This window comes from Mesorhizobium sp. M8A.F.Ca.ET.181.01.1.1 (assembly GCF_004792025.1).
Lineage (GTDB): Bacteria > Pseudomonadota > Alphaproteobacteria > Rhizobiales > Rhizobiaceae > Mesorhizobium.
The window spans coordinates 108,268-128,096 of the sequence record NZ_SRTV01000008.1 but is presented as its reverse complement, the minus strand read 5'-3'; the positions used below and the strand labels follow the sequence as shown (position 1 = coordinate 128,096).

Annotated in this window: 18 protein-coding genes; 10 read left to right on the top strand and 8 right to left on the bottom strand. The window is 64.2% G+C overall.

Annotated features, from left to right (window positions below; genetic code table 11):
• Positions 1–53 precede the first annotated feature (53 nt).
• On the top strand, positions 54–812 hold the full coding sequence (locus EN824_RS25750) for an ABC transporter ATP-binding protein (RefSeq protein WP_245521021.1): 759 nt from the start codon (positions 54–56) through the stop codon (positions 810–812).
• Between the two features lie 314 nt (positions 813–1,126).
• Here EN824_RS25750 and EN824_RS25745 read toward each other — a convergent pair whose 3' ends face one another.
• Positions 1,127–2,689, bottom strand: coding sequence for a GMC family oxidoreductase N-terminal domain-containing protein (locus EN824_RS25745; RefSeq protein ID WP_245521013.1), 1,563 nt, complete (start codon positions 2,687–2,689; stop codon positions 1,127–1,129).
• A 420-nt stretch (positions 2,690–3,109) separates the two neighbouring features.
• Here EN824_RS25745 and EN824_RS25740 point away from each other — a divergent pair, with 420 nt between their 5' ends.
• Genes EN824_RS25740 through EN824_RS25720 form a run of 5 tightly spaced genes read left to right on the top strand, consistent with a single transcriptional unit; the run spans position 3,110 to position 8,039 of the window.
• Positions 3,110–4,384, top strand: coding sequence for an NAD(P)/FAD-dependent oxidoreductase (locus EN824_RS25740; protein ID WP_135932854.1), 1,275 nt, complete (start codon positions 3,110–3,112; stop codon positions 4,382–4,384).
• Between the two features lie 43 nt (positions 4,385–4,427).
• The gene (locus tag EN824_RS25735; RefSeq protein WP_127870873.1) at positions 4,428–4,874 is read left to right on the top strand and encodes a RidA family protein; all 447 of its coding nucleotides are present in this window, start codon (positions 4,428–4,430) and stop codon (positions 4,872–4,874) included.
• Positions 4,871–5,545 (top strand): DUF1028 domain-containing protein, encoded by a 675-nt coding sequence (locus tag EN824_RS25730; RefSeq protein WP_127870874.1) that lies wholly within the window; start codon positions 4,871–4,873, stop codon positions 5,543–5,545. The genes EN824_RS25735 and EN824_RS25730 overlap by 4 nt, the downstream gene beginning before the upstream one ends.
• A gap of 19 nt (positions 5,546–5,564) precedes the next feature.
• The gene (locus EN824_RS25725) at positions 5,565–7,055 is read left to right on the top strand and encodes an aldehyde dehydrogenase (protein ID WP_127870875.1); all 1,491 of its coding nucleotides are present in this window, start codon (positions 5,565–5,567) and stop codon (positions 7,053–7,055) included.
• A gap of 48 nt (positions 7,056–7,103) precedes the next feature.
• Entirely contained in the window at positions 7,104–8,039 is a 936-nt protein-coding gene (locus EN824_RS25720) for a LysR family transcriptional regulator (RefSeq protein WP_015316459.1), read from the top strand.
• Between the two features lie 15 nt (positions 8,040–8,054).
• Here the strand turns inward: EN824_RS25720 and argE are convergent, their stop codons facing one another.
• Positions 8,055–9,212 (bottom strand): acetylornithine deacetylase, encoded by a 1,158-nt coding sequence (argE, locus tag EN824_RS25715; RefSeq protein WP_127870876.1) that lies wholly within the window; start codon positions 9,210–9,212, stop codon positions 8,055–8,057.
• Between the two features lie 225 nt (positions 9,213–9,437).
• On the opposite strand from argE, the gene EN824_RS25710 reads away from it, so the two are divergent.
• Positions 9,438–11,507, top strand: coding sequence for an FAD-dependent oxidoreductase (locus EN824_RS25710; protein ID WP_135861881.1), 2,070 nt, complete (start codon positions 9,438–9,440; stop codon positions 11,505–11,507).
• Between the two features lie 53 nt (positions 11,508–11,560).
• On the opposite strand, the gene EN824_RS25705 is transcribed toward EN824_RS25710, so the two are convergent.
• The 6 genes from EN824_RS25705 to EN824_RS25680 form a co-directional block, all read right to left on the bottom strand.
• On the bottom strand, positions 11,561–12,586 hold the full coding sequence (locus EN824_RS25705; protein ID WP_135861879.1) for an ABC transporter ATP-binding protein: 1,026 nt from the start codon (positions 12,584–12,586) through the stop codon (positions 11,561–11,563).
• A gap of 8 nt (positions 12,587–12,594) precedes the next feature.
• Positions 12,595–13,437: a carbohydrate ABC transporter permease gene (locus EN824_RS25700; RefSeq protein WP_135861877.1), complete on the bottom strand. Its 843-nt coding sequence runs from the start codon at positions 13,435–13,437 to the stop codon at positions 12,595–12,597.
• The gene (locus EN824_RS25695; protein WP_127275847.1) at positions 13,434–14,288 is read right to left on the bottom strand and encodes a sugar ABC transporter permease; all 855 of its coding nucleotides are present in this window, start codon (positions 14,286–14,288) and stop codon (positions 13,434–13,436) included. The genes EN824_RS25700 and EN824_RS25695 overlap by 4 nt, the downstream gene beginning before the upstream one ends.
• Before the next feature lie 90 nt (positions 14,289–14,378).
• Positions 14,379–15,623, bottom strand: a complete 1,245-nt coding sequence (locus EN824_RS25690) for a sugar ABC transporter substrate-binding protein (RefSeq protein ID WP_135932853.1) — start codon at positions 15,621–15,623, stop codon at positions 14,379–14,381.
• 75 nt (positions 15,624–15,698) lie between these two features.
• Positions 15,699–16,484, bottom strand: coding sequence for an SDR family oxidoreductase (locus EN824_RS25685; protein ID WP_135932852.1), 786 nt, complete (start codon positions 16,482–16,484; stop codon positions 15,699–15,701).
• Positions 16,481–17,239, bottom strand: coding sequence for a FadR/GntR family transcriptional regulator (locus EN824_RS25680; RefSeq protein ID WP_135861871.1), 759 nt, complete (start codon positions 17,237–17,239; stop codon positions 16,481–16,483). Before EN824_RS25680 ends, EN824_RS25685 begins: the two co-directional genes overlap by 4 nt.
• A gap of 131 nt (positions 17,240–17,370) precedes the next feature.
• Between EN824_RS25680 and EN824_RS25675 the strand changes: the two genes are divergently transcribed.
• From EN824_RS25675 to EN824_RS25665, 3 genes are read left to right on the top strand one after another with little or no spacing between them, the layout of a single operon-like run.
• Positions 17,371–18,510: a mandelate racemase/muconate lactonizing enzyme family protein gene (locus EN824_RS25675; protein ID WP_135932851.1), complete on the top strand. Its 1,140-nt coding sequence runs from the start codon at positions 17,371–17,373 to the stop codon at positions 18,508–18,510.
• Between the two features lie 58 nt (positions 18,511–18,568).
• Entirely contained in the window at positions 18,569–19,435 is an 867-nt protein-coding gene (locus EN824_RS25670; protein WP_127871028.1) for a DUF6772 family protein, read from the top strand.
• Entirely contained in the window at positions 19,435–19,770 is a 336-nt protein-coding gene (locus tag EN824_RS25665) for a hypothetical protein (protein WP_135932850.1), read from the top strand. The genes EN824_RS25670 and EN824_RS25665 overlap by 1 nt, the downstream gene beginning before the upstream one ends.
• The last annotated feature ends 59 nt before the right edge of the window (positions 19,771–19,829 follow it).

The following is a 19,829-nucleotide window of genomic DNA, read 5'->3' as shown; positions in this document are numbered from 1 at the left end:
ATCTGGCCGGCACGGCCTCGACGACCGGCGATCCGCGCCCGACCGGCACGACGATGGCCATCGAAGACGTGACATTGCGTTACGGCGACGCCAACGGCGTGCTGGCGCTGGACGATGTGTCGCTGGGGGTGGCAAGGAATGAATTCTGCGTCATCGTCGGCCCTTCGGGATGCGGCAAATCCAGCCTGCTCTACCTTGCGGCCGGCCTCAATGACGCGACTTCGGGCAGCATCAAGGTCGATGGCAGGGAGGTGATCGAGCCTGGCCCCGACAGAGGCATGGTGTTCCAGAGCTACACCTTGTTTCCCTGGCTCACGGTGCGCGCCAACATCGAATATGGGCCCAGGCGCAAGGGTCTGCCGGCGGGGCAGCGCAAGCAGATCGTCGACCAGTATCTCGACGAGGTCGGCCTCGCGCCCTTTGCCGACCACTACCCCGCTCAGCTTTCCGGCGGCATGAAGCAACGCGTGGCGATCGCGCGTGCCCTTGCCAACGACCCGGCCGTTCTGTTGATGGACGAGCCCTTCGGCGCCCTGGACAGCCAGACCCGCGGCACCATGCAGAAACTGCTTTTGTGTGTCTGGGAGCGGCAGCAAAAAACGGTCCTGTTCGTTACCCACGATATAGACGAGGCGCTCGTCCTGGGCGATCGCGTCCTGGTGATGACGGCCCGGCCCGGCAAGATCAAGGCCGAGATCAAGGTCGAGATCCCCAGGCCGCGCTCGATGGACGTGATCCTCGAACCCGAGTTCATCGCGCTCAAGCGCCGCATCCTCGGCCTCTTGCACGACGAGATCGACGAGGACCACTGAACCAGTCTCTCGACATGGGGCCTCTGAAAAGGCTGCAGGCTTTCAGCGCGGATGCTGGGAATTGGCCGAAGCCTCTCTGCTTCGTCATCCACGGGCGGAGCGGGAGCGAAGCGGACCCGAGGATCCATTCCGTGACCTTGGCCGAGCGACGCAGCGGAGCAGAATTCTGCACGGTAGCAACGCCTTAGCGTAACGGAATGGATTCTATGGTCTGCGCGCGTCGCTTCGCTCCTTGCTCCGCCATAGAATGACGACGTTTGGAGGGCTTAAGACAATTCTGGACGTTTGCGACGGTTCACCAGAACAGCGATGGCCTACTTGCCACCGCGATGTCCCGAGCCGAGGATCATCTCCGAAACCTTCTGGCCGATCATCATGCTTGGCGCGTTGGTGTTGCCGCCGATCAGCTTCGGCATGACCGACGCATCCGCCACCCGGAGGCCATCCACGCCACGCACTTTCAGCGTCGCCGGATCGACGACCGCCATCGCGTCGGTCCCCATCTTGCAGGTCCCGACCGGGTGGTAGACGGTCAGCGCCTCGGCGCGTAGATAGGCGAGGATCTCGTCGTCGCTGCGGACATCCTTGCCTGGGAGCACTTCCTTGCCACGCACCGGATCGAACTCGGATGCGGCGAGGATCTTGCGCGCGATCTTGATGCCTTCGACAAGCACCATGGCGTCCTCTTCATCCGCGAAGAAACGGTGGTCGATCAGAACGTCGCGCCGAGAACTGTCGCGTGACAACCTGATCTCGCCCGCGCTTTTGGGTCTGAGCACGCAGGTATGAATGGCATAGCCATGGCCATATTCGATGAGCCTGCCGCGGTGGCTGCGATAGCCCGGCACGAAGTGGAACTGAATGTCGGGCAGGCCGTTCGCATGCCTGGTTTTCGCAAAGCCGCCAGCCTCGACATAATTGGTGGTGAGCATGCCCTTGCGGCGCGCGAAATACTGGAACGGTGCTGCCGCGATGCGGGGCAGGTTGGCAAGCGACAGGCCGAGCGTCCTGGTGCTCCTGGAGCGCACGGTGATCATGCCGTCTATGTGGTCCTGCAGGTTCTTGCCGACGCCGGGCAGGTCGAGAACCGGCGTGATGCCGATCCGCCGCAACTCGTCCGCGGGGCCGATGCCGGACGCCATCAGGATCTTGGGCGAGTTGATGGCTCCGGCACAGAGCACGATCTCGTGGTTGGCCGAGAGCATTTTCTCCTGGCCGTCATGGCGCACGCGCAGTCCAGTCGCGCGTCCTTCGGCGATGACAAGGTCGATCACCTCGCATGCACTGAGCAGGGTCAAGTTCTTGCGATTGAGCACCGGACGCATGAAAGCGGTGAAGCTGCTGAAGCGCTGGCCCCGGTTCTGCGTGACGTTGTAGACCCCGACGCCGAACTGGCTCTTGGCATTGAAATCTGCGTTGGCAGGCAGGCCGGCATGTTCGCCGGCCTTGACGAACATGCCCGAAAGCACGTTCGGATCGCGCGGGTTGTCGACCATAAGCTCGCCGTCCGTGCCGTGATAGCGCGGGTCCTGGGCGATCAGGTTGCGCTCCAGTTTCCTGAACACGGGCAGCACGTCGCTGTAGGCCCAGCCGGCGCAGCCGAGCCCGGCCCATTCGTCATAGTCCTCAGCGGCGCCGCGAATATAGACCATCGAGTTGATCGAACTCGATCCGCCCAGCGCCTTGCCCCGGTTGACTGGAATGCTGCGGTTGTTGAGATGGGGCTGTGGCACGCCGACGAAACAATAGTCGTAGTTCGGGTTGCCATAGAGCGACAGAATGCCTGCCGGCACGCTGACCCGCAGGCTGTTGTCGCTGCCGCCTGCCTCTATCAGGCACACTCTGACCGAGGGATCGGCACTCAGCCGATTGGCCACCACGCAGCCGGCCGAACCCGCGCCGACGACAATGTATCATAGCTTTCAGTCTTCATAGCGGCCCCTCGAGAATGCCGGCTCGAGGCATTGCGGAACGGGGGAGCGCCTCCTGTTCCGTGCCGACCCGTGCCCGGCTTCGCCCGCCACCTCATGCGGCGCCGCGGACCCGATCGCTGAAACTGTAGATGCGTCTGTCGGCGCGAGAAATTCGGAAATGGTTACGCGTGACTTCGGAGATTCGTTATGGGCGCCCACCGCCACGTGCTGCTACTTGTGAGCGCCAATAGGGAGACCGGATGGCGCAAGCGGCTTGTCCGGAACACGGCGAAATGGATCACCCAGGCTGCGTCTGCCAGCCGCCGGAAATCGGCTTTCGTCCCGTGCGGCAGGAGCTGTCGGATGGTCAGGAGAGGACTGGGCATGTCGGTTGAGACGATAGACACGCTTGTCGTTGGCGGTGGCCAGGCGGGGGTGGCCATGAGCGAGCACCTGAGTAAGTGCGGGGTGCCTCATCTCGTTCTCGAACGCGGCCGCATTGCCGAGCGCTGGCGCTCGCAGCGGTGGGATTCCCTGGTTGCCAATGGCCCGGCCTGGCACGACCGCTTCCCGGGCATGGAGTTTCCGATTACGGGTCCCGATGGCTTTCCCTCCAAGGAGGAGGTTGCCGACTATTTTGTGGCTTACGCAAAGCAGATCGATGCGCCGATCCGCAGCGGCGTCGAAGTCAGGCTTGTGCAAAGAAATGTCGGCCGGCCCGGATTCCGGGTCGAGACGTCCAATGGCGCGATCGAGGCAAACAGCATCGTCGCCGCGACCGGACCTTTCCAGGTCCCCGTAATCCCGCCTCTCGTCCCCAAGGAGGCAGGCATTCTGCAAATCCATTCCAGTGCCTACCGCAACCCCGATCAGCTGCCAAAGGGCGCGGTCCTGGTGGTCGGTGCGGGATCCTCGGGCGTGCAGATCGCCGACGAACTTCAGCGCGCTGGCAAGCGCGTCTACCTCTCGGTCGGCCCGCACGATCGCCCGCCGCGGGCCTATCGCGGGCGCGATTTCTGCTGGTGGCTGGGCGTTCTCGGCAAATGGGACCTCGAAACCCCTGGACCCGGCACGGAACATGTGACGATCGCGGTGAGCGGCGCGCGCGGCGGCGAAACGATCGATTTCCGCCGACTGGCGAAGCAAGGGCTCACCTTGGTCGGCATGACAAGGACCTATCAGGACGGGCTGATGAGCTTCGCGCCTGATCTTGCGAAGAACATTGCCCGCGGTGATGCCAATCTGATGTCGCTGCTGGACGAGGCCGACGCCTATGTGGCGCGCAACGGTCTCGACCTTCCCGAAGAGCCCGCTGCCCGCCGGATCGAACCGGATCCCGAATGCATGACCAATCCGATCCGCGAACTGCACCTGGCCGAGGCGGGGATAGCGGCGATCATCTGGGCGACGGGTTTTGCCGCCGATTACAGTTGGCTGAAGGTCGATGCCTTTGACGAGAAGGGAAGGCCAAGGCACCACCGCGGCGTCTCGACCGAGCCAGGGATCTATTTCCTGGGCCTGCCCTGGCAATCGAGAAGGGGTTCCAGTTTTATCTGGGGCGTCTGGCACGACGCCAAGCACGTGGCCGACCGTATTTCGACGCAGCGCAAATATCTGGCCTATCACGCCGCCGCGAAACGCGAGCCCGTGGACGCCTGACCAAAGCCGACGACGCCGCGAGCCCGACCTGATGGAGACCAATATGGCGCATACGCGAATTCGCACCTTCAATACCAAGGATACCTATCCCGAGCAGAAGCTCGACAATGATCTGTGCCAGGCGGTCGTCACGCGAGGTGGCCGCACGATCTATCTGCGCGGCCAATGCCCGCAGGATCTCGACACCGCCAAAAACATCGGCAGCCACGATCCGGTCGAGCAGACCCACAAGGTCATGCAGAACATCAAGCAGCTCATCGAGGAATGCGGCGGCACGATGGAGCATCTGGTCAAGGTGGTGATCTATCTGACAGACGTGCGCCATCGCGAAGCCGTCTACCGGACAATGGGCGAATACATCAAAGGCGTGCATCCGGTTTCGACCGGCCTTGTCGTATCGGCCCTGGCGCGGCCGGAATGGCTGGTCGAGATCGACGGCACCGCCGTAATCCCGGATGATGCACAGCCATCATCCCGGACTAGGCCATGACCTTCTCCATCGTCGCGCGGTGCCGGCGCACAGGCATGTTCGGAGTGGCGGTGTCCTCGTCGTCTCCCGCCGTCGCGGCCCGCTGCGCCTACGCGCAGGCCGGCGTCGGCGCGGTTGCCAGCCAGAACGTCACGGACCCGACGCTCGGGCCACGGGCGCTGGAGCTGATGGCGCGAGGTGCCTCCGCCGCTGAAGCCGTCGCGATTCTGAAGCGCACGGCCGCTTTCAGCGAATACCGGCAGGTGTTGGCGGTCGACGCGGCCGGCGGCAGCGCAATCCATTCGGGACCGAAAGCACTCGGCATCTGGGCCGAGGCGCGCGGCGAGGACGTCGCCTGCGGCGGCAATCTGCTTGCCAGCGACAGGGTTCCGCAAGCCATGGTCGACGCCTTTCTCGCCTCCGAAGGCGATCTCGGCGACCGGCTGATCGCCACCATGCGGGCCGCGCTCGATGCAGGCGGGGAGGCGGGACCTGTCCGCTCCGCCGGCATGAAGCTGGTGCGCGATGTTTCATGGCCGGTCGCGGACCTGCGTTGCGACTGGACCGAGGACTGCCCGATCGAGCAGTTGGCGGCGCTGTGGGAGATCTACAAGCCCCAGCTCGACGCCTATGTCACGCGCGCTCTCAATCCGTCCGGTGCGCCAAGCTATGGCGTTCCCGGTGACGAATAGTCCGACATCTGGAGCCAGCATGAGCGAACTCAGTCATAAGGATTGGATCGGCAAGGCGTCGGCGATCCGCTTTCGCGACAGGGCGTTCATCGACGGCAAGGCGGTGCCCGCCCGCTCTGGCCGGACCTTCGCCAGCATCAATCCGGCCACGGGCGCAACGCTCGCCGAGGTTGCTTCCTGCGGCGAAGAGGACATCGACCTCGCGGTCGCTGTGGCGCGGCGCAGTTTTGAGGCTGGCGTCTGGTCGCGAGCGAGCCCTCAGCATCGCAAGCAGGTGCTGCTGCGGCTGGCGGAATTGCTGCGCGAGAACCTGCAGGAGCTGGCGCTGCTGGAATCGCTGGACATGGGCAAGCTGATCAAGGACGCGGCGACAATCGACGTGCCGGGGTCGGCGGCGATCTTCCAGTGGTACGCCGAAGCGATAGACAAGGTCTATGACGAGGTGGCGCCGACGGGCCGGGGTGACCTCGCCTTGGTGCGGCGTGAGCCGCTTGGGGTCGTGGGCGCCGTTGTGCCGTGGAACTTTCCGCTCGACATGGCGACCTGGAAATGCGCGCCCGCGCTAGCCGCTGGCAATTCGGTGGTGCTGAAACCCGCCGAGCAATCGCCATTCTCGGCGCTCAGGCTGGCCGAGCTTGCCATGGAGGCGGGCCTGCCCGCCGGCGTGCTCAATGTCGTGCCCGGCCTCGGCGAGACGGCTGGCCAGGCGCTTGGCCGCCACATGGATGTGGATTGCCTCGCCTTCACGGGGTCGACCGCTGTCGGCAAGATGTTCCTGCAATATTCCGGCCAGTCGAACATGAAGCAGGTCTGGCTGGAGACCGGTGGCAAGAGCCCCAATCTGGTGTTCGCGGATTGCGGCGATCTGGATGCGGCCGCCGACATGGCCGCCTTCGGCATCTTCTTCAACCAGGGACAGGTCTGCTCGGCCAATTCCCGGCTTCTGGTGGAACGCGGCATCAAGGATGCGCTGGTCGAGAAACTGGCAGAGCGCGCAACCGCGACCCAGCCCGGCGATCCGCTCGACCCAGCATCCAGGATGGGTGCGATGGTGGACGCGCGCCACGCCGCGACCGTCATGCGTTTCATCGATGGCGGCAGGAAGTCGGCACGGCTGGTGACCGGCGGCGACCGGGTCGCCGTCGATGGGCGCGGCAGTTTCGTGCAGCCCACGATCTTCGACAACGTGTCGCCCGACGACCCGCTTGCCCGCGACGAGATCTTCGGTCCGGTTCTGTCGGTGATCGCCTTCGACACCGAAGACGAGGCGCTTCGCATCGCCAACGATAGTGTCTACGGCCTGGCTGCATCGCTGTGGACCGACAGCCTGTCGCGGGCGCATCGCCTCGCGGAAAGGCTGCGCGCGGGCACGGTTTCCGTGAATACCGTCGATGCGCTGAGCCCGATGACTCCCTTCGGCGGTTTCAAGCAGTCCGGTTTCGGGCGCGACCTGTCGCTGCACGCGCTGGACAAATACACCGCGCTGAAGACCACCTGGATCAAGTACTGAGGAGTGGCCGCGACTTGATCACCAGCCGCAAACCGGCAACATAGAACCATGCCGCTCCGCTTTACGCTCAGACAGCTCGAATATTTCGTCGCCGTTGGCGAAGCGGGTTCGATCGCCAAGGCGGCCGAGCAGGTGAATGTCTCGCCGCCGTCCATCTCGGCGTCGATCGCTCAGCTCGAAGCCGAGTTCGGTGTCCAGCTTTTCGTGCGCAAGCACTCGCATGCCCTGGCGCTCACCGCGGGCGGACGCCTGTTTCTCAAGGAAGCCGCGCGGCTGCTCAATGATGCCGACGCGCTGCACGACATTGCCGGCGACATCGCCGAAAAGGTGCGCGGACCGCTGGCGATCGGCTGCCTGCTCACTTTCGCGCAGATCGTGCTGCCGGCGCTGCGCAAGAAATTCGAGGATGCCTATCCCGATGTGCGCGTCCGGCAATTCGAACGCAACCAGGGCCAATTGTTCGAGATGCTGCAGCGTGGCGAGATAGACGCCGCGCTGACTTACGATCTGGAGCTGTCGCAGGACATGACCTTCGAGCCGCTGATGCAGTTGCCGGCCTATGTGATGCTTCCGGCCGCGCATCGCCTGGCGGCGAAGGCAGGCATCACCCCCGAGGAACTGGTCGATGAGCCGATGGTGCTGCTCGATCTGCCCTACAGCCGCGAATACTTCCTGTCGGCTTTCCAGCCCAGGGGCCTGCGGCCCAAGATCGTCGAGCGCACCGGCGACATCGCCGTGATGCGCTCGATGGTTGCCAATGGCTTCGGCTACGGTATCGCCAATATGCGGCCGCTCAACACCATGTCGCCGGACGGAAAATTGCTGGTCTTCGTGCCTTTGCTGGGGGACCTCAGGCCGCTGACCATAGGCATTGCCTTGCCCAACGCCGAGCATCGCACGCTGACGGTGCAGGCCTTCATCGACCACTGCCGCCGCTTCGTCGTCGAGCAGGGTGTCTTCGGCACCGAACGCATCGTGAAGTGAGGGCTGCCATTCGCATCACGGCCAGCCGTCCGTGAGCCGTTCCAGCAATCTGTCCAGCATCCCGTCGCAACGCCGCAGCTGTTCGACGCTGACAAATTCATCCGGCTTGTGTCCCTGCGCCATCGAGCCCGGCCCGCAGACGACGGCAGGCGTGCCGAGATCGCGGCTGAACAAGCCGCCTTCCGTGCCGAACGCGACTTTCATCGTGTCGTTGGCACCAGTCAGCGATTTGACGAAAGCCACCGCCGCCGATGCGGCCGGCGTGTCGAGGCCCGGATAGGTATTGGTGATCTCGATTTCGATCGCGGCCTCGGCCGCGATCGAAGCCGCGTCCTCAGCGATGCGCGCCGCAGCAATGCGCAGCCTGTCGAGAATGCCGGCGGCATTGTCGGCGGCAACGTTGCGGATCTCGAAATCGACCTGGCACAGGTTGGGCACGATGTTGAGCGCGACGCCGGCATTGATCTTGCCGACATGCACCGTCGTGTAGGGAATGTCGTAGTCGCCGTCGCGGGCGCCGTCGCGGGCCAGCCGCTCCTGTTCGTCGCGCAAGGCGCGCACGAAATCGCAGCCGAGATGGATGGCATTGAGCGCCAGTGGGGCGAGCGCCGAATGGCCTTCGCGTCCCCTGCAGATGGCGCGAGCGGCAAGCTTGCCCTTGTGCCCGGTCGCCACCTGCATGTTGGTTGGCTCGCCGACGATGCACAGCAGCGGGCGTTGCGGCGCCGCGCTCAGCATTTCGATCAGGTCGCGCACGCCCAGGCAGCCGACTTCCTCGTCATAGGAGAGCGCCAGATGCAGCGGCGTCCGAAGCGCCATCTTGGAGGCCTTGACGCAGGCCGCGAGCGCGCAGGCCACAAAACCCTTCATGTCCGCAGCGCCGCGTCCATAAAGCTTGCCGTCATGCTCGGTCATTTCGAACGGCGGCAGCGTCCAGTTCTGGCCGTCGACGGGAACGACGTCGGTGTGGCCCGACAGCATGACACCGGGCCGGTCGGCCGGGCCGATGGTGGCAAAGAGGTTGGCCTTGTGTCCGTCCGCGCTGCGGACGATCTGGCAGGCAACGCCGTTCGCTTCGAGCAAGTCGGTCACATAGCCGATCAGGTCGAGGTTCGAGTCGCGGCTCACCGTCGGGAATGCAATCAGCCTTTCGAGTATCCTGATACTGTCCATGTTCCAGTCTCGCTGTGAGGTCCTGGCTGTCTAGCACCATGCCGCCAATGCCCTGAAGTCGCATTTCGCTCAGCCCCGGTTCAACACAGACTAATCCGCGCCGGCGCGCGCGATTAGGCGCGTCCTAATCGGCGCAGAAGAAATCCGTAGTTTTCCCGCGCCGGCTCCAATCTATGAGTAGTCTCGGCGGGACCGGCAGTGCCGGGCCGGCACGGAGGAAGCACCATGCGCGACCAACGCTACGACATCCTGTTCGAGCCGATGAAGATAGGTCCGGTAACGGCCAAGAACCGTTTCTATCAGGTTCCGCATTGTAATGGCGGCGGCTATCGAGATCCGTCGGCCGCGGCCGAGATGCGCCGCATCAAGTCGGAAGGCGGATGGGGCGTCATCTTCACCGAGCAGACGGAGATGCACCACACTTCCGAGATCACGCCCTTCATCGAATTGCGGCTATGGGACGACGCCGACATTCCGGCCTTGGCCAAGATGGCGAGAGCCATGCACGAGCACGGCGCGCTGGCCGGCATCCAGCTCGCCTATTCCGGGATCAACGGTCCCAACCTCTACACCAAGGAGGTGCCGCGAGGGCCGTCGGCCCTGCCGATCCGCACCTTCACCAACGATCCGGTGCAGGCACGCGCCATGGACAAGCAGGACATCCGCGACCTGCGTCGCTGGCACCGCAATGCCTTCAAACGCGCGAAGCAGGCGGGTTTCGACCTGGTGTGCCTCTATGGCGCGCACGGTTTCGGCATCATCCAGCATTTCCTGTCGACGGCCACCAACCAGCGCGGCGACGAATATGGCGGCTCGCTGGAAAACCGTTCGCGGCTGATGCGCGAGCTGATCGAGGAAGGGCGCGACGCGATCGGCGACACCTGCGGCCTGACGCTCAGGCTGTCGCTGGACGAGATGATCGGCGAGCTCGGCTTTGCCAATTCGGAAGTCCGCGACATGATCGAGATGCATGCCGACCTGCCCGATCTGTGGGATCTCGCGCACGGCGCCTGGGAGGATTGCTCCGGCCCGTCGCGCTTCAAGGAAGAGGCGGCGCAGGAAAACCTGGTGTCGGGCATCAAGAAGCTGACCTCGAAGCCGGTCGTCGGCGTCGGCCGCTTCACCTCGCCCGACGTGATGGTGAGAATGATCAGGTCAGGCACGCTCGACTTCATCGGTTGCGCCCGCCCGTCGATCGCCGATCCCTTCCTGCCGAGGAAGGTCGAGGAGGGCCGCATCGAGGACATCCGCGAATGCATTGGCTGCAACATCTGCATCACCGGCGACATGACCATGTCGATCTCGCGCTGCACGCAAAACCCGACCTTCATGGAGGAATGGCGCAAGGGTTGGCATCCGGAGCGCATGCAGGCCAAGGGCGACAGCGACAGCGTGCTGATCGTCGGCGCCGGGCCTGCCGGACTGGAGGCCGCGCGTGCGCTCGGCATGCGCGGCTACAAGGTGGCCATCGCGGAAGCAGGTACCGAGCTTGGCGGGCGCGTGGCGCGCGAAAGCAAACTTCCAGGCCTGTCCGCCTGGGGCAGGGTGCGCGACTATCGGCAGCATCAGCTCGGCCAGATGCCTGATGTCGACATCTATTTCGAAAGCCGGCTGACGGCGGATGACATCCTGTCCTTCGGCTTCCAGAACGTCGCCATCGCCACCGGATCGACCTGGCGCCGCGATGGCGTCGCGCGTGCCCATGTCGTGCCGATGCCGATCGACGCCGCGATGTCGGTTCATACGCCCGATGATCTGATGGCCGGCAAGGTACCAGGCGGCAAGGTCGTGCTGTTCGACGACGACCACTACTACATGGGCGGCGTACTCGCCGAGCTGATGGCCCGTCAGGGAACGAAGGTGACCTTGGTGACGCCATCGGCCTATGTCTCGGACTGGACCCGCAACACGCTGGAGCAGGGTGCCATCCACCGCCGCCTGGCGGAGCTCGGGGTCGATATCGTGCTCAACAGGAGCGTCGTGAGTGTCGCTTCAGGCGGTGTCGTGACGGCTTGCGTCTACACCGGCGCAACGCAGAATCTGGCGGCGGACGCCGTCGTCCTGGTCACCTCTCGCAATCAGGACGACGCCGTTTGGCGCGATCTCAAGGTCCGGGAAAACGAGTGGGCCGACAATGGCATCCGTTCGGTCAAGGTCATCGGCGACGCCGAAGCACCGGGGCCCATCGCATGGGCAACCTATGCCGGCCACCGCTTCGCCCGCGAGCTGGACGAACCCGACATCGGCGACGCATTGCCGTTTCGGCGGGAAGTCACGGCGCTGGCGGCGGGATAGATCGTAAGGCACGGATCGCAGGAGCGTCGCGCTGCTTGATCGCGCGGCAGATATCAGACCGCCCGTCCTTCCTTGTCGAAGAAATGCAGATGTCCGGGTTCGGCCCGCAGGCCGACCTCGGCGCCGGTTTCGGGCGCCGGTCCTTGATTGTGGATGACGAGGCAGGTCTGGCCCCCATCCAGCGCGACATGGAGCAGCGTGACGGCGCCGGTATATTCCGCCAGCCCTACCTTGCCGCGCAACGTGCTGTTCGAGGGCTGGCCCAGCGACAGGTGCTCGGGTCGAATGCCGACCGACGTGGCCGTCGCGGGGACCGACGCGCCAAGCGCGATCGGCTGTCCGTCGGCAAGTGGCAGAATGTTCATCTTGGGGCTGCCGATGAACTGAGCGACGAAGATGGTCCGCGGGCTGTCGTAGAGGTCGCGGGGCGAGCCGACCTGTTCGATCCTGCCGTCGCGCAACACCACGATCTTGTCGGCAAGCGTCATGGCCTCGATCTGGTCGTGGGTCACATAGATCATCGTCGTCGACAGGCGTTGGTGCAACGCCGCGATCTCGGAGCGCATGTGGACACGCAGTTCGGCATCGAGGTTCGAGAGCGGCTCGTCGAAAAGGAAGACGTCCGGATTGCCGACGATGGCCCGGCCGATGGCCACGCGCTGGCGCTGTCCGCCCGACAACTGACGCGGGAAACGGTCGAGCAACGGTTCGAGCTTCAGCGTCGCGGCGGCTTCAGAGACGCGGCGGGCGCGTTCACTGGCCGGCACTTTGCGGACCTTGAGACCGAAACCCATGTTGTCGCGGACCGTCAGGTGCGGATAGAGCGCGTAGGACTGGAACACCATGGCCACGCCGCGCCTGGCCGCCGGCACCTCGTTGACCAGGCGGCCGCCAATGTGGAGTTCGCCGTCGCTGATATGCTCAAGGCCGGAGATCAGCCGCAGCAGCGTCGACTTCCCGCATCCCGACGGACCGACGAAGACCACGAACTCGCCATCCTCGATCTCGAGGTCGACGCCGCGGATGACCTCGACAGTACCGAAATTCTTGCGGATGTCCTTGAGCAGAACCTTTGTCATGACGTCCCTTATCCCTTGACGCCGGAGAGGGCGAAGCTCTCGATGATCTGGCGCTGGGCGATCAGATAGATGATGAGGATGGGAACCACCGCCAGGCTCGTCGCCGCCAGTTGCAGGTTCCACAGGGGCAGGCCGTAGCTGTCGTTGAAATTGGACAGCGCCAGCGGCAGCGTGAACTTCTCCAGCGAGCTGAGGAAGATCAGCGGTTCGAGGAACAGGTTCCACGAATGCAGGAAAGTGATGATCGCGACCGCGGCAAGCGCCGGCCGCGACATGGGCAGCGCGATCTTCAACCAGACGCCGAAGCGCGATAGTCCATCCATCTTGCCGGCATCCTCGAGTTCCTTGGGCAGCGCCAGGAAGAACTGGCGCATCAGGAACGTCGCCACCACGCCCTGCGGGCCGAAGACCGGCAGCAGGACGAGCGGCCAGTGCGTGTCGATCAGGCCCATGGCGCGGATCAGGAAGAAGTTCGGGATGATGGTGACCTCCTCCGGCACCATCAGCGCCATCACCAGGAACAGCATCAAAAGACCCGCACCCGCAAAACGGATGCGCGCCAGCGCATAGCCTGCCAGCGAGGCGATGAACAGGGTCAGCACCGTCACCGTCGCGGCAATGTAGAGCGAGTTGAAATACTGCCGCGCGAAGGGCTGATAGGTGAACACTTCGACAAAATTCTCGAAGCGCCAGATGCGCGGGATCAAGGTCGGCGTGCCGAAGATTTCGGTGGTGCTCTTGAAGCCACCGGAAATCATCCACAGGAACGGGAACACGAAGGGCACCGCCAGCAGCAGCAGGGCCACGGTCCAGCAGATACGATAGAGGATCTCGGTCCGGCGCGCGGTCACTCCATATCCCTCCGCCGCAGCATCACCTGCACCAGGGTCAGCGCCATGACGATGACGAACATGATCAGCGCCAGTGCGGCCGCGTAGCCGACGTTGAAGAATTTGAAGCCCTGCTGGTAGATGTAGAACGCCAGTACCAGCGTGCCGTTTTCCGGGCCGCCGCCGGTCATCTGGTAGATGTGGTCGAACACCTTGAACGACCCGATCGTCGTCAGAACCATGATGACGAGCGTCGTTGGCGCAAGCAGCGGCCAGGTGATCATGCGGAAGACCTGCCAGCGCGAAGCGCCTTCCAGCGTCGCCGCTTCCTCGTAGTCGCGCGGTATCGACTGCAGCGCCGCGATGTAGAGGATCATGTTGAGCCCGACCATCTTGATGACGCGGGTGACGATGACCGCCGCCATCGCCCAGTTGGGCTCGCGCAGCCAGTTCGGACCGTTTATGCCGATCCAGGCCAGCATCTGGTTCACGGCGCCGCCTTCACCTTGCAGCATGAATTTCCAGACGATCGCCCAGGCAATCGCCGACGTGACCACCGGCGCGAAGAATACCGTGCGAAAGAAGACGACGCCGAAGAACGGCCGCGACAGCGCCAGCGCAAGCGAGAGCGCCAGTGCCATGTTCAGGGGCACGAGCCCCAGCGCGAAGATCACGGAATTGCGCACGACATGCCAGAAGTCGGGATTCTCCAGCAGGACGTTGTGGAAATTGCGGAGCCCGACGAACGTCGCCTGCTGGCTGAGCAGGTTCCACTCGGTCGTCGAATAGTAGAAAATGGCGACCAGCGGGCCGAGGAAGAAGATCAGGAAGCCGATCAGTGTCGGGCTGACGAACAGCCACGCTTCAAGCATTTCCCTGGTCTTCAAGGTCAACCACGGCGCGCCCGCAGCGCGCGCCGCATTGTCCCGGAATGCCTTGCCGGCCACGAAGCGGAGCCCCTGTCAGAGCAGCGGCTGGATGGCTGCGCAGACGCCCTTCAGCGCGTCTTCGACATTGGCGTCGGCCCGCCACAACGCGTCGACGCGCGGCGCCATCGCCGCGAAGATCTGCGGCACATGCTCATGCGAGGGATGGACGCGGCCGTTGACGATCGCAGCGGCCACGCTCTTCATCTGTTCCGGCGGGATCAGCTTGTTGGAATTGACAAAGGCGTTGCTCTCCAGAACGCTCTTGCGGGCCGGCGGGAAGAACTGCGCCATGACAGCCACATTGTCCCTGCTGGTCATCTCGGCGACCAACTGGGCGGCGAGCTCCGTGTTCTTGCCCGATGCAAAGACGGTCAGCGCGGCCTGGCCGATGACCGGAGCCTCGCCGGCAGGTCCCGAAGGCAGCGGAGCGATGCCCCATTTGAAACCCGCCTCGGGCATCTTCGAGGCCCGTGAGATCTGGTTCACGGTCATCGCCGAATTGCCGGAGAAATAGTCGCCCTGTTCCCCCGGCGGCACGATCGACTTGTCCTTGAACACCATGTCGTGGAGCTGCTTGACGGCGGCCACCGCTTCCGGCTTGTCCAGGCCGCACTGGCCGTTGGCCCACAGATCGCCGCCATAGGCGCGCACGGGTGGCAGCAAGGCGTGCGTCATGCGCGATGCATAGCCTTCGCCGTCCTTGAACTCGAAGCCCCATTTGCCGGGATTGGCGTCGGTGACCTGCTTGGCGACCTCCTGGAATTTCTGCATGTTCCACTCGCCTTTCGCGGCAAGCTGGTTGGGATCTTCGAGACCCGCTTTGTCGAACATGTCCTTGTTGTAGTAAATCAGGAAAGGCGAGGTCGAGAACGGCATGCCGTAGACCTTGCCGTCCTTTTGCCAGAGCGCCATCGCCGGCTCGGAGAAATCCTCGAAATTGTATCCCTCGGTCGCCTTCAGCGTCGGGCCGATGTCCATGAGCAGGCCGGCGTTCTCGAAGGCCGGTGCGGCATCTTCCATCATCCAGGCGATATCGGGGGCGTTACCGCCGGCGACCTGGAAGGTGAGCTTCTGCGTATAGTCGGCGACCGGAACGGTCTCGAACTTCACCGTGACGCCCGGGTGCTTGGCGATGAAACCCGCGGCGATGCCGTTCAGCATCTTGAGATGGGCCTCGTTGCCGGTCCACACCGTCATCCGGAGTTCCTGGGCCATCGACTGTGCCGATAGGGCGCACAGCGCCACGGCCGATAGTGCGAGCTTGATTGCGGTCTTCATGATTTCCTCCCGAAACGCTGATGGTCACTCAACAACTGTGGGCGCGATATCAATGGCCCGGCCGGCGGCGTGTGGTCATGCTGTCGCTCCTGGCAAGGCACCGGGCGCGTCACCGATCGTCCAACCGCCATCGACGGGGATGTCGGCACCGGTGATGTAGCGGGCGGCGTCGCTGCACAGGAAAACGAAAGCGCCGACGACGTCGTCGGGCTGGCCGTGGCGTCCGGCGGGAATCTTCGCCGCCACTGCCTGGCGGAAAGCGGCGTCCCGGTACCGCTCGGCGGTGGCCTCCGTCTCGATCGCGCCGGGCGATACCACATTCATGGTGACGCCGTGCGGCGCGACGTCACGCGCCATGGCGCGCACCGCCGTCAGTTGCGCCGCCTTCAGCGACGCGTAGACGATCGTTTCGGCGCGCGGCCGCCTCGCCATCACGCTGCCGGTCGCCACCACGCGCCCCCATCCGCGCTTTGCCATGGCTGGAACCAGCCGCGTGGCCAAGGTGAACAGGGCCGTGAAGTTGGCCGCGACATGTGCCTGGATATGCGCTTCGTCGACTTCGTCCCAAGCACGGCGTCGCTCGATCGCGCCGTTCGAGACCAGGATGTCGATGGCGCCGTCGCCGACTTCGTCCGCGAAGGCCGACATTGCCCTGCTGTCGGTGAAATCGGCCTCGTGCACAACGGTGCCGAGACCGATGGCCGCAGCCGTGTCGCGCGCGCCAGCGGCGTCGCCGAAATGGTGCAGCGCGACCGTGGCCCCCTGCTGGGCAAGGGCGATCGCAACCGCGCGCCCGATGCCGGAGCTGGCGCCAGTGACCAGCGCTCGACGACCGGCAAGGGAAAAACGGTCCTGGCTCAAGGCGACGGCTCCCCGAGCTTGTCGGCGACCTCGAACGAAGCGATGTCGGCCGCGTCGAAGTGTTCGTGGACGCGCCGGTCCGCGAGGTCGGTGTCGCCCGCCGCGATCGCGTCATGGATTGCCTGGTGCCGTTCAACGGTGGCGCGCCAATCCGCCTCGGTGCGATTGGAGCGTCGTGAGAACAGCTCCGAAACCTCCCGTTGGACCGAACGCATCCCTTCCATCTGGATGCGGATCATGGAATTTCCAGTGGCTGTCGCGAGGCCGAGGTGGAACATGATGTCGGCCTGTGTGAAATCACCCGGTTTGCCAATGCCGGCCCGCATGTCGAGCAAAGCCTGGCGCATCAGGTCCAGCCCCCGCGGATCGCGGCGCTCGGCGGCCAGCCGGGCGATGCCGACCTCGATGACCCGGCGCATCTCGTTGGCTTCCTGAAGCCGCGTCAGGCTTGAACGGACGGCATAGGCATAGATGCGGTCCATCGGCTCGCCACTGAGCGCCTTCGCGCGCGCGACCTTGCCTTGCTGCGTCGACACCAGGCCCGCGCTGGTCAGCTGGCGCAGCGCCTCGCGTGCAATCGGCTTGGAGACGCCGAACTCCCGGGCGATCTCGCCTTCCGGCGGCAACGCCTCGCCAGGGGCGATGCGTCCGTCGAACAGCGCCGCTGCGATTGCATCGGAGACCCCATCCGCAAGGCGTGATGGGCTCGCGGGCTTCACGGCGAAAATCGATTTGCGTGCTGCTTCTGTGGCCATTCGGGATCCTCTTTTGGCTGCCTAGCACGATTGTCCCAAACATAGCAACTAAGTTTTCTGGTTGCTAAGTTTATAAGTTAGCGTTATGACGAGCCATCCGCAGGGACGAGGGAAGTCTGGTATCGATGCGCATGAGCGATCCAACCGCGGCCGGGCCGCTGAAGATTGCCGAGGTGATAGCCCATCCCCTCAGTCAGACGCTGCCCAGGCCTACGGTCACGTCATGGGGCGTCTACGAAAAGGTGTCGCTGGTTCTGGTCGAAGTGCGCACCACAGACGGCATTGTCGGGGTCGGCGAAACCCTGGCGCGATTTTCACCCAAGGCCTATGTCGAGTTGATCGAAAGCTCGCTCAGGCCGCGCCTGCTCGGCCAGGACGCCCGCAATATCGGCGCCTTGTGGCAGTCGATGCGCCGCGCTTTGTCGGGCAGGGCAGGCGGTATGCTGATCGAGGCCATCGCCGGCGTCGATATCGCGCTATGGGATATACTGGGCAAGGCAACCGGACAGCCGATCGCCAAACTTCTTGGCGGCGTCGGACGGGATTGCATCGACGTCTACGCGGCGGCCGTCAACTGGGTTGACGACAAAGCCGCCGACGCTGAACTCGACCGCTACGTCGCCGAGGGTTTTACACGCGTCAAGGTCAAGATGGCGCGTCCTGTGCGCGACGCTTGCAAGCGCATCGAGCGCATCCGCAAGCGGGCCGGAGACGCGATCGGGCTCTGTGTCGATGCGAACTGGGCCTACAATCTGGACGAGGCCGTCGAGGTTGGCCGCGCGCTTTCGGCAAATGGCTATTTCTGGTTCGAGGAGCCGCTGCAGCCGGAGAACGAGCAGGGCTATGAGGAATTGCGTCGGCGCTGCGACGTACCGCTGGCCGCGGGCGAGAGCAATTTCACCCTCGACCAGGCGCAACGCCTGATCGCCAACCGCACACTGTCGGTGCTGCAGCCCGACGTGGCGCGCGCCGGCGGCATCTCCGAGACGCGCCGCATGGCCGAATATGCCGCCGCGCATGACGTCCGCTACGCTCCGCATATCGGCATGTCCGGCATCGTCTGCGAGACCGCGAGCGTCCACATGGCTGCCGCGATGCCGAACTTCGGCGTGATGGAATGCGAGTGTGATGCCAGCCCGTTCAAGACGCATCTGGCCGATCTCGCGCCCGGCTGCGTCAGGCAGAAGAACGGTACGCTCGATGTCCCGCAAAAACCCGGACTCGGCATCGAAATCGATTGGAAAGCCGTCAAGAAACTGAAAGCCGAATGAGGCCGAAGACCAGATGAAGAACCAGACTCCAGACCAGACCGGCGACCTGACCGAGGCGATGCGCCTGGCGCTGCTGCGCGCGGACCCCGCGCTCAGCCGTTTCGATCCGCTGCCGCGGATATTGTCGTTCGACAATTTCGCGCGCGGTCATTGCGGCTGGTCGCAGCTTGTCGGCAACTACGAGGACGATCTCGACACCATGCTGCCGGGCTACGCGCAGCACACTAGCGCGATGCTGTCGACGCTCGCCCATTGGGACGCCGGCTCGCATGGCGGGATGGATTCGTCCTATGCCCTCAAGATCGCGACACGACCGGTGGCGGGCGCCCGCAACGTCGCCATCAAACGCCACACATTCCGCAAACGCGGGCCGATCCGTTTCGAAATTTATTTTACCTTCAAGCCGGAGGCCAACACGCTGAAGCTGTCCGAAACCGACGTGCGCTCCGTCGGCCTCCTCTTCGATCTGCAAGGTGGGGACCAGGACGGCAACAACGATCGCGTCATGCCGCATCTGCGCTTCTTGAACGCGCTCGACGGCCAGCATCTGCAGAAATGGCAGTACAAGCGCGAGACCGAAAGGATCACCCCGATCGGCACCGACAACAAGACGATCAGCCACTACCATCTGTCGCCGGAAGGCTGGGTCGATCTTCCCGGCGGATCGCAGCGTCTCTGCTACAACGAAATCCCCACCAAGGTGAACTGGACGTATTTGTGCTTCGATTTCGATCTGGCAACGATGACGGCGCTCGGGCTCAGGTGCAACGATCGCAGCTTTGATCTCTCGGGCTTCGATTCGATCCGCCTCCCGGCGATGAAGAACCTGTGGTGCATGCTCAACTTCGGCCTTTTCGCCGAAACCGACGTCGCCAAACGGGCCTTCCTCTACGTCGATTCCATCTGCATTTCGGGAGATTTCTGATGCTGCCCGAGAACATCACCGCGGTCGTCTCCCGCAACGAGTGCTGGCGTGGCGAAGCCGCCAGCGAGCCCTACGAGGCGGGATGGGCGCGCGAGGCGATCTTCTTCGTGCGGGCACTCAAGCAACCCGTCGGCCCCATCGCCACGGCATGGGTCGAGGTCTCGCCGGACGGCATGCACTGGCTGCGCGAGGGCACCGAGTTTCCGATGCCAAAGGAGCGCGACGCCGTGGCGATGGCGCGGCTAGCCCATTTCGGCAACTGGCTGCGCGTCGCGACAAGGTTCGACAGCGGCGCCGAATGTACAGTGCTGGTGACGCTGCACCTGAAGGCCTGAACCGGCTCGCGCCAACGTCACAGGCCTCGCCTACGGCTGGCCATCCCTCTTTCGATCTC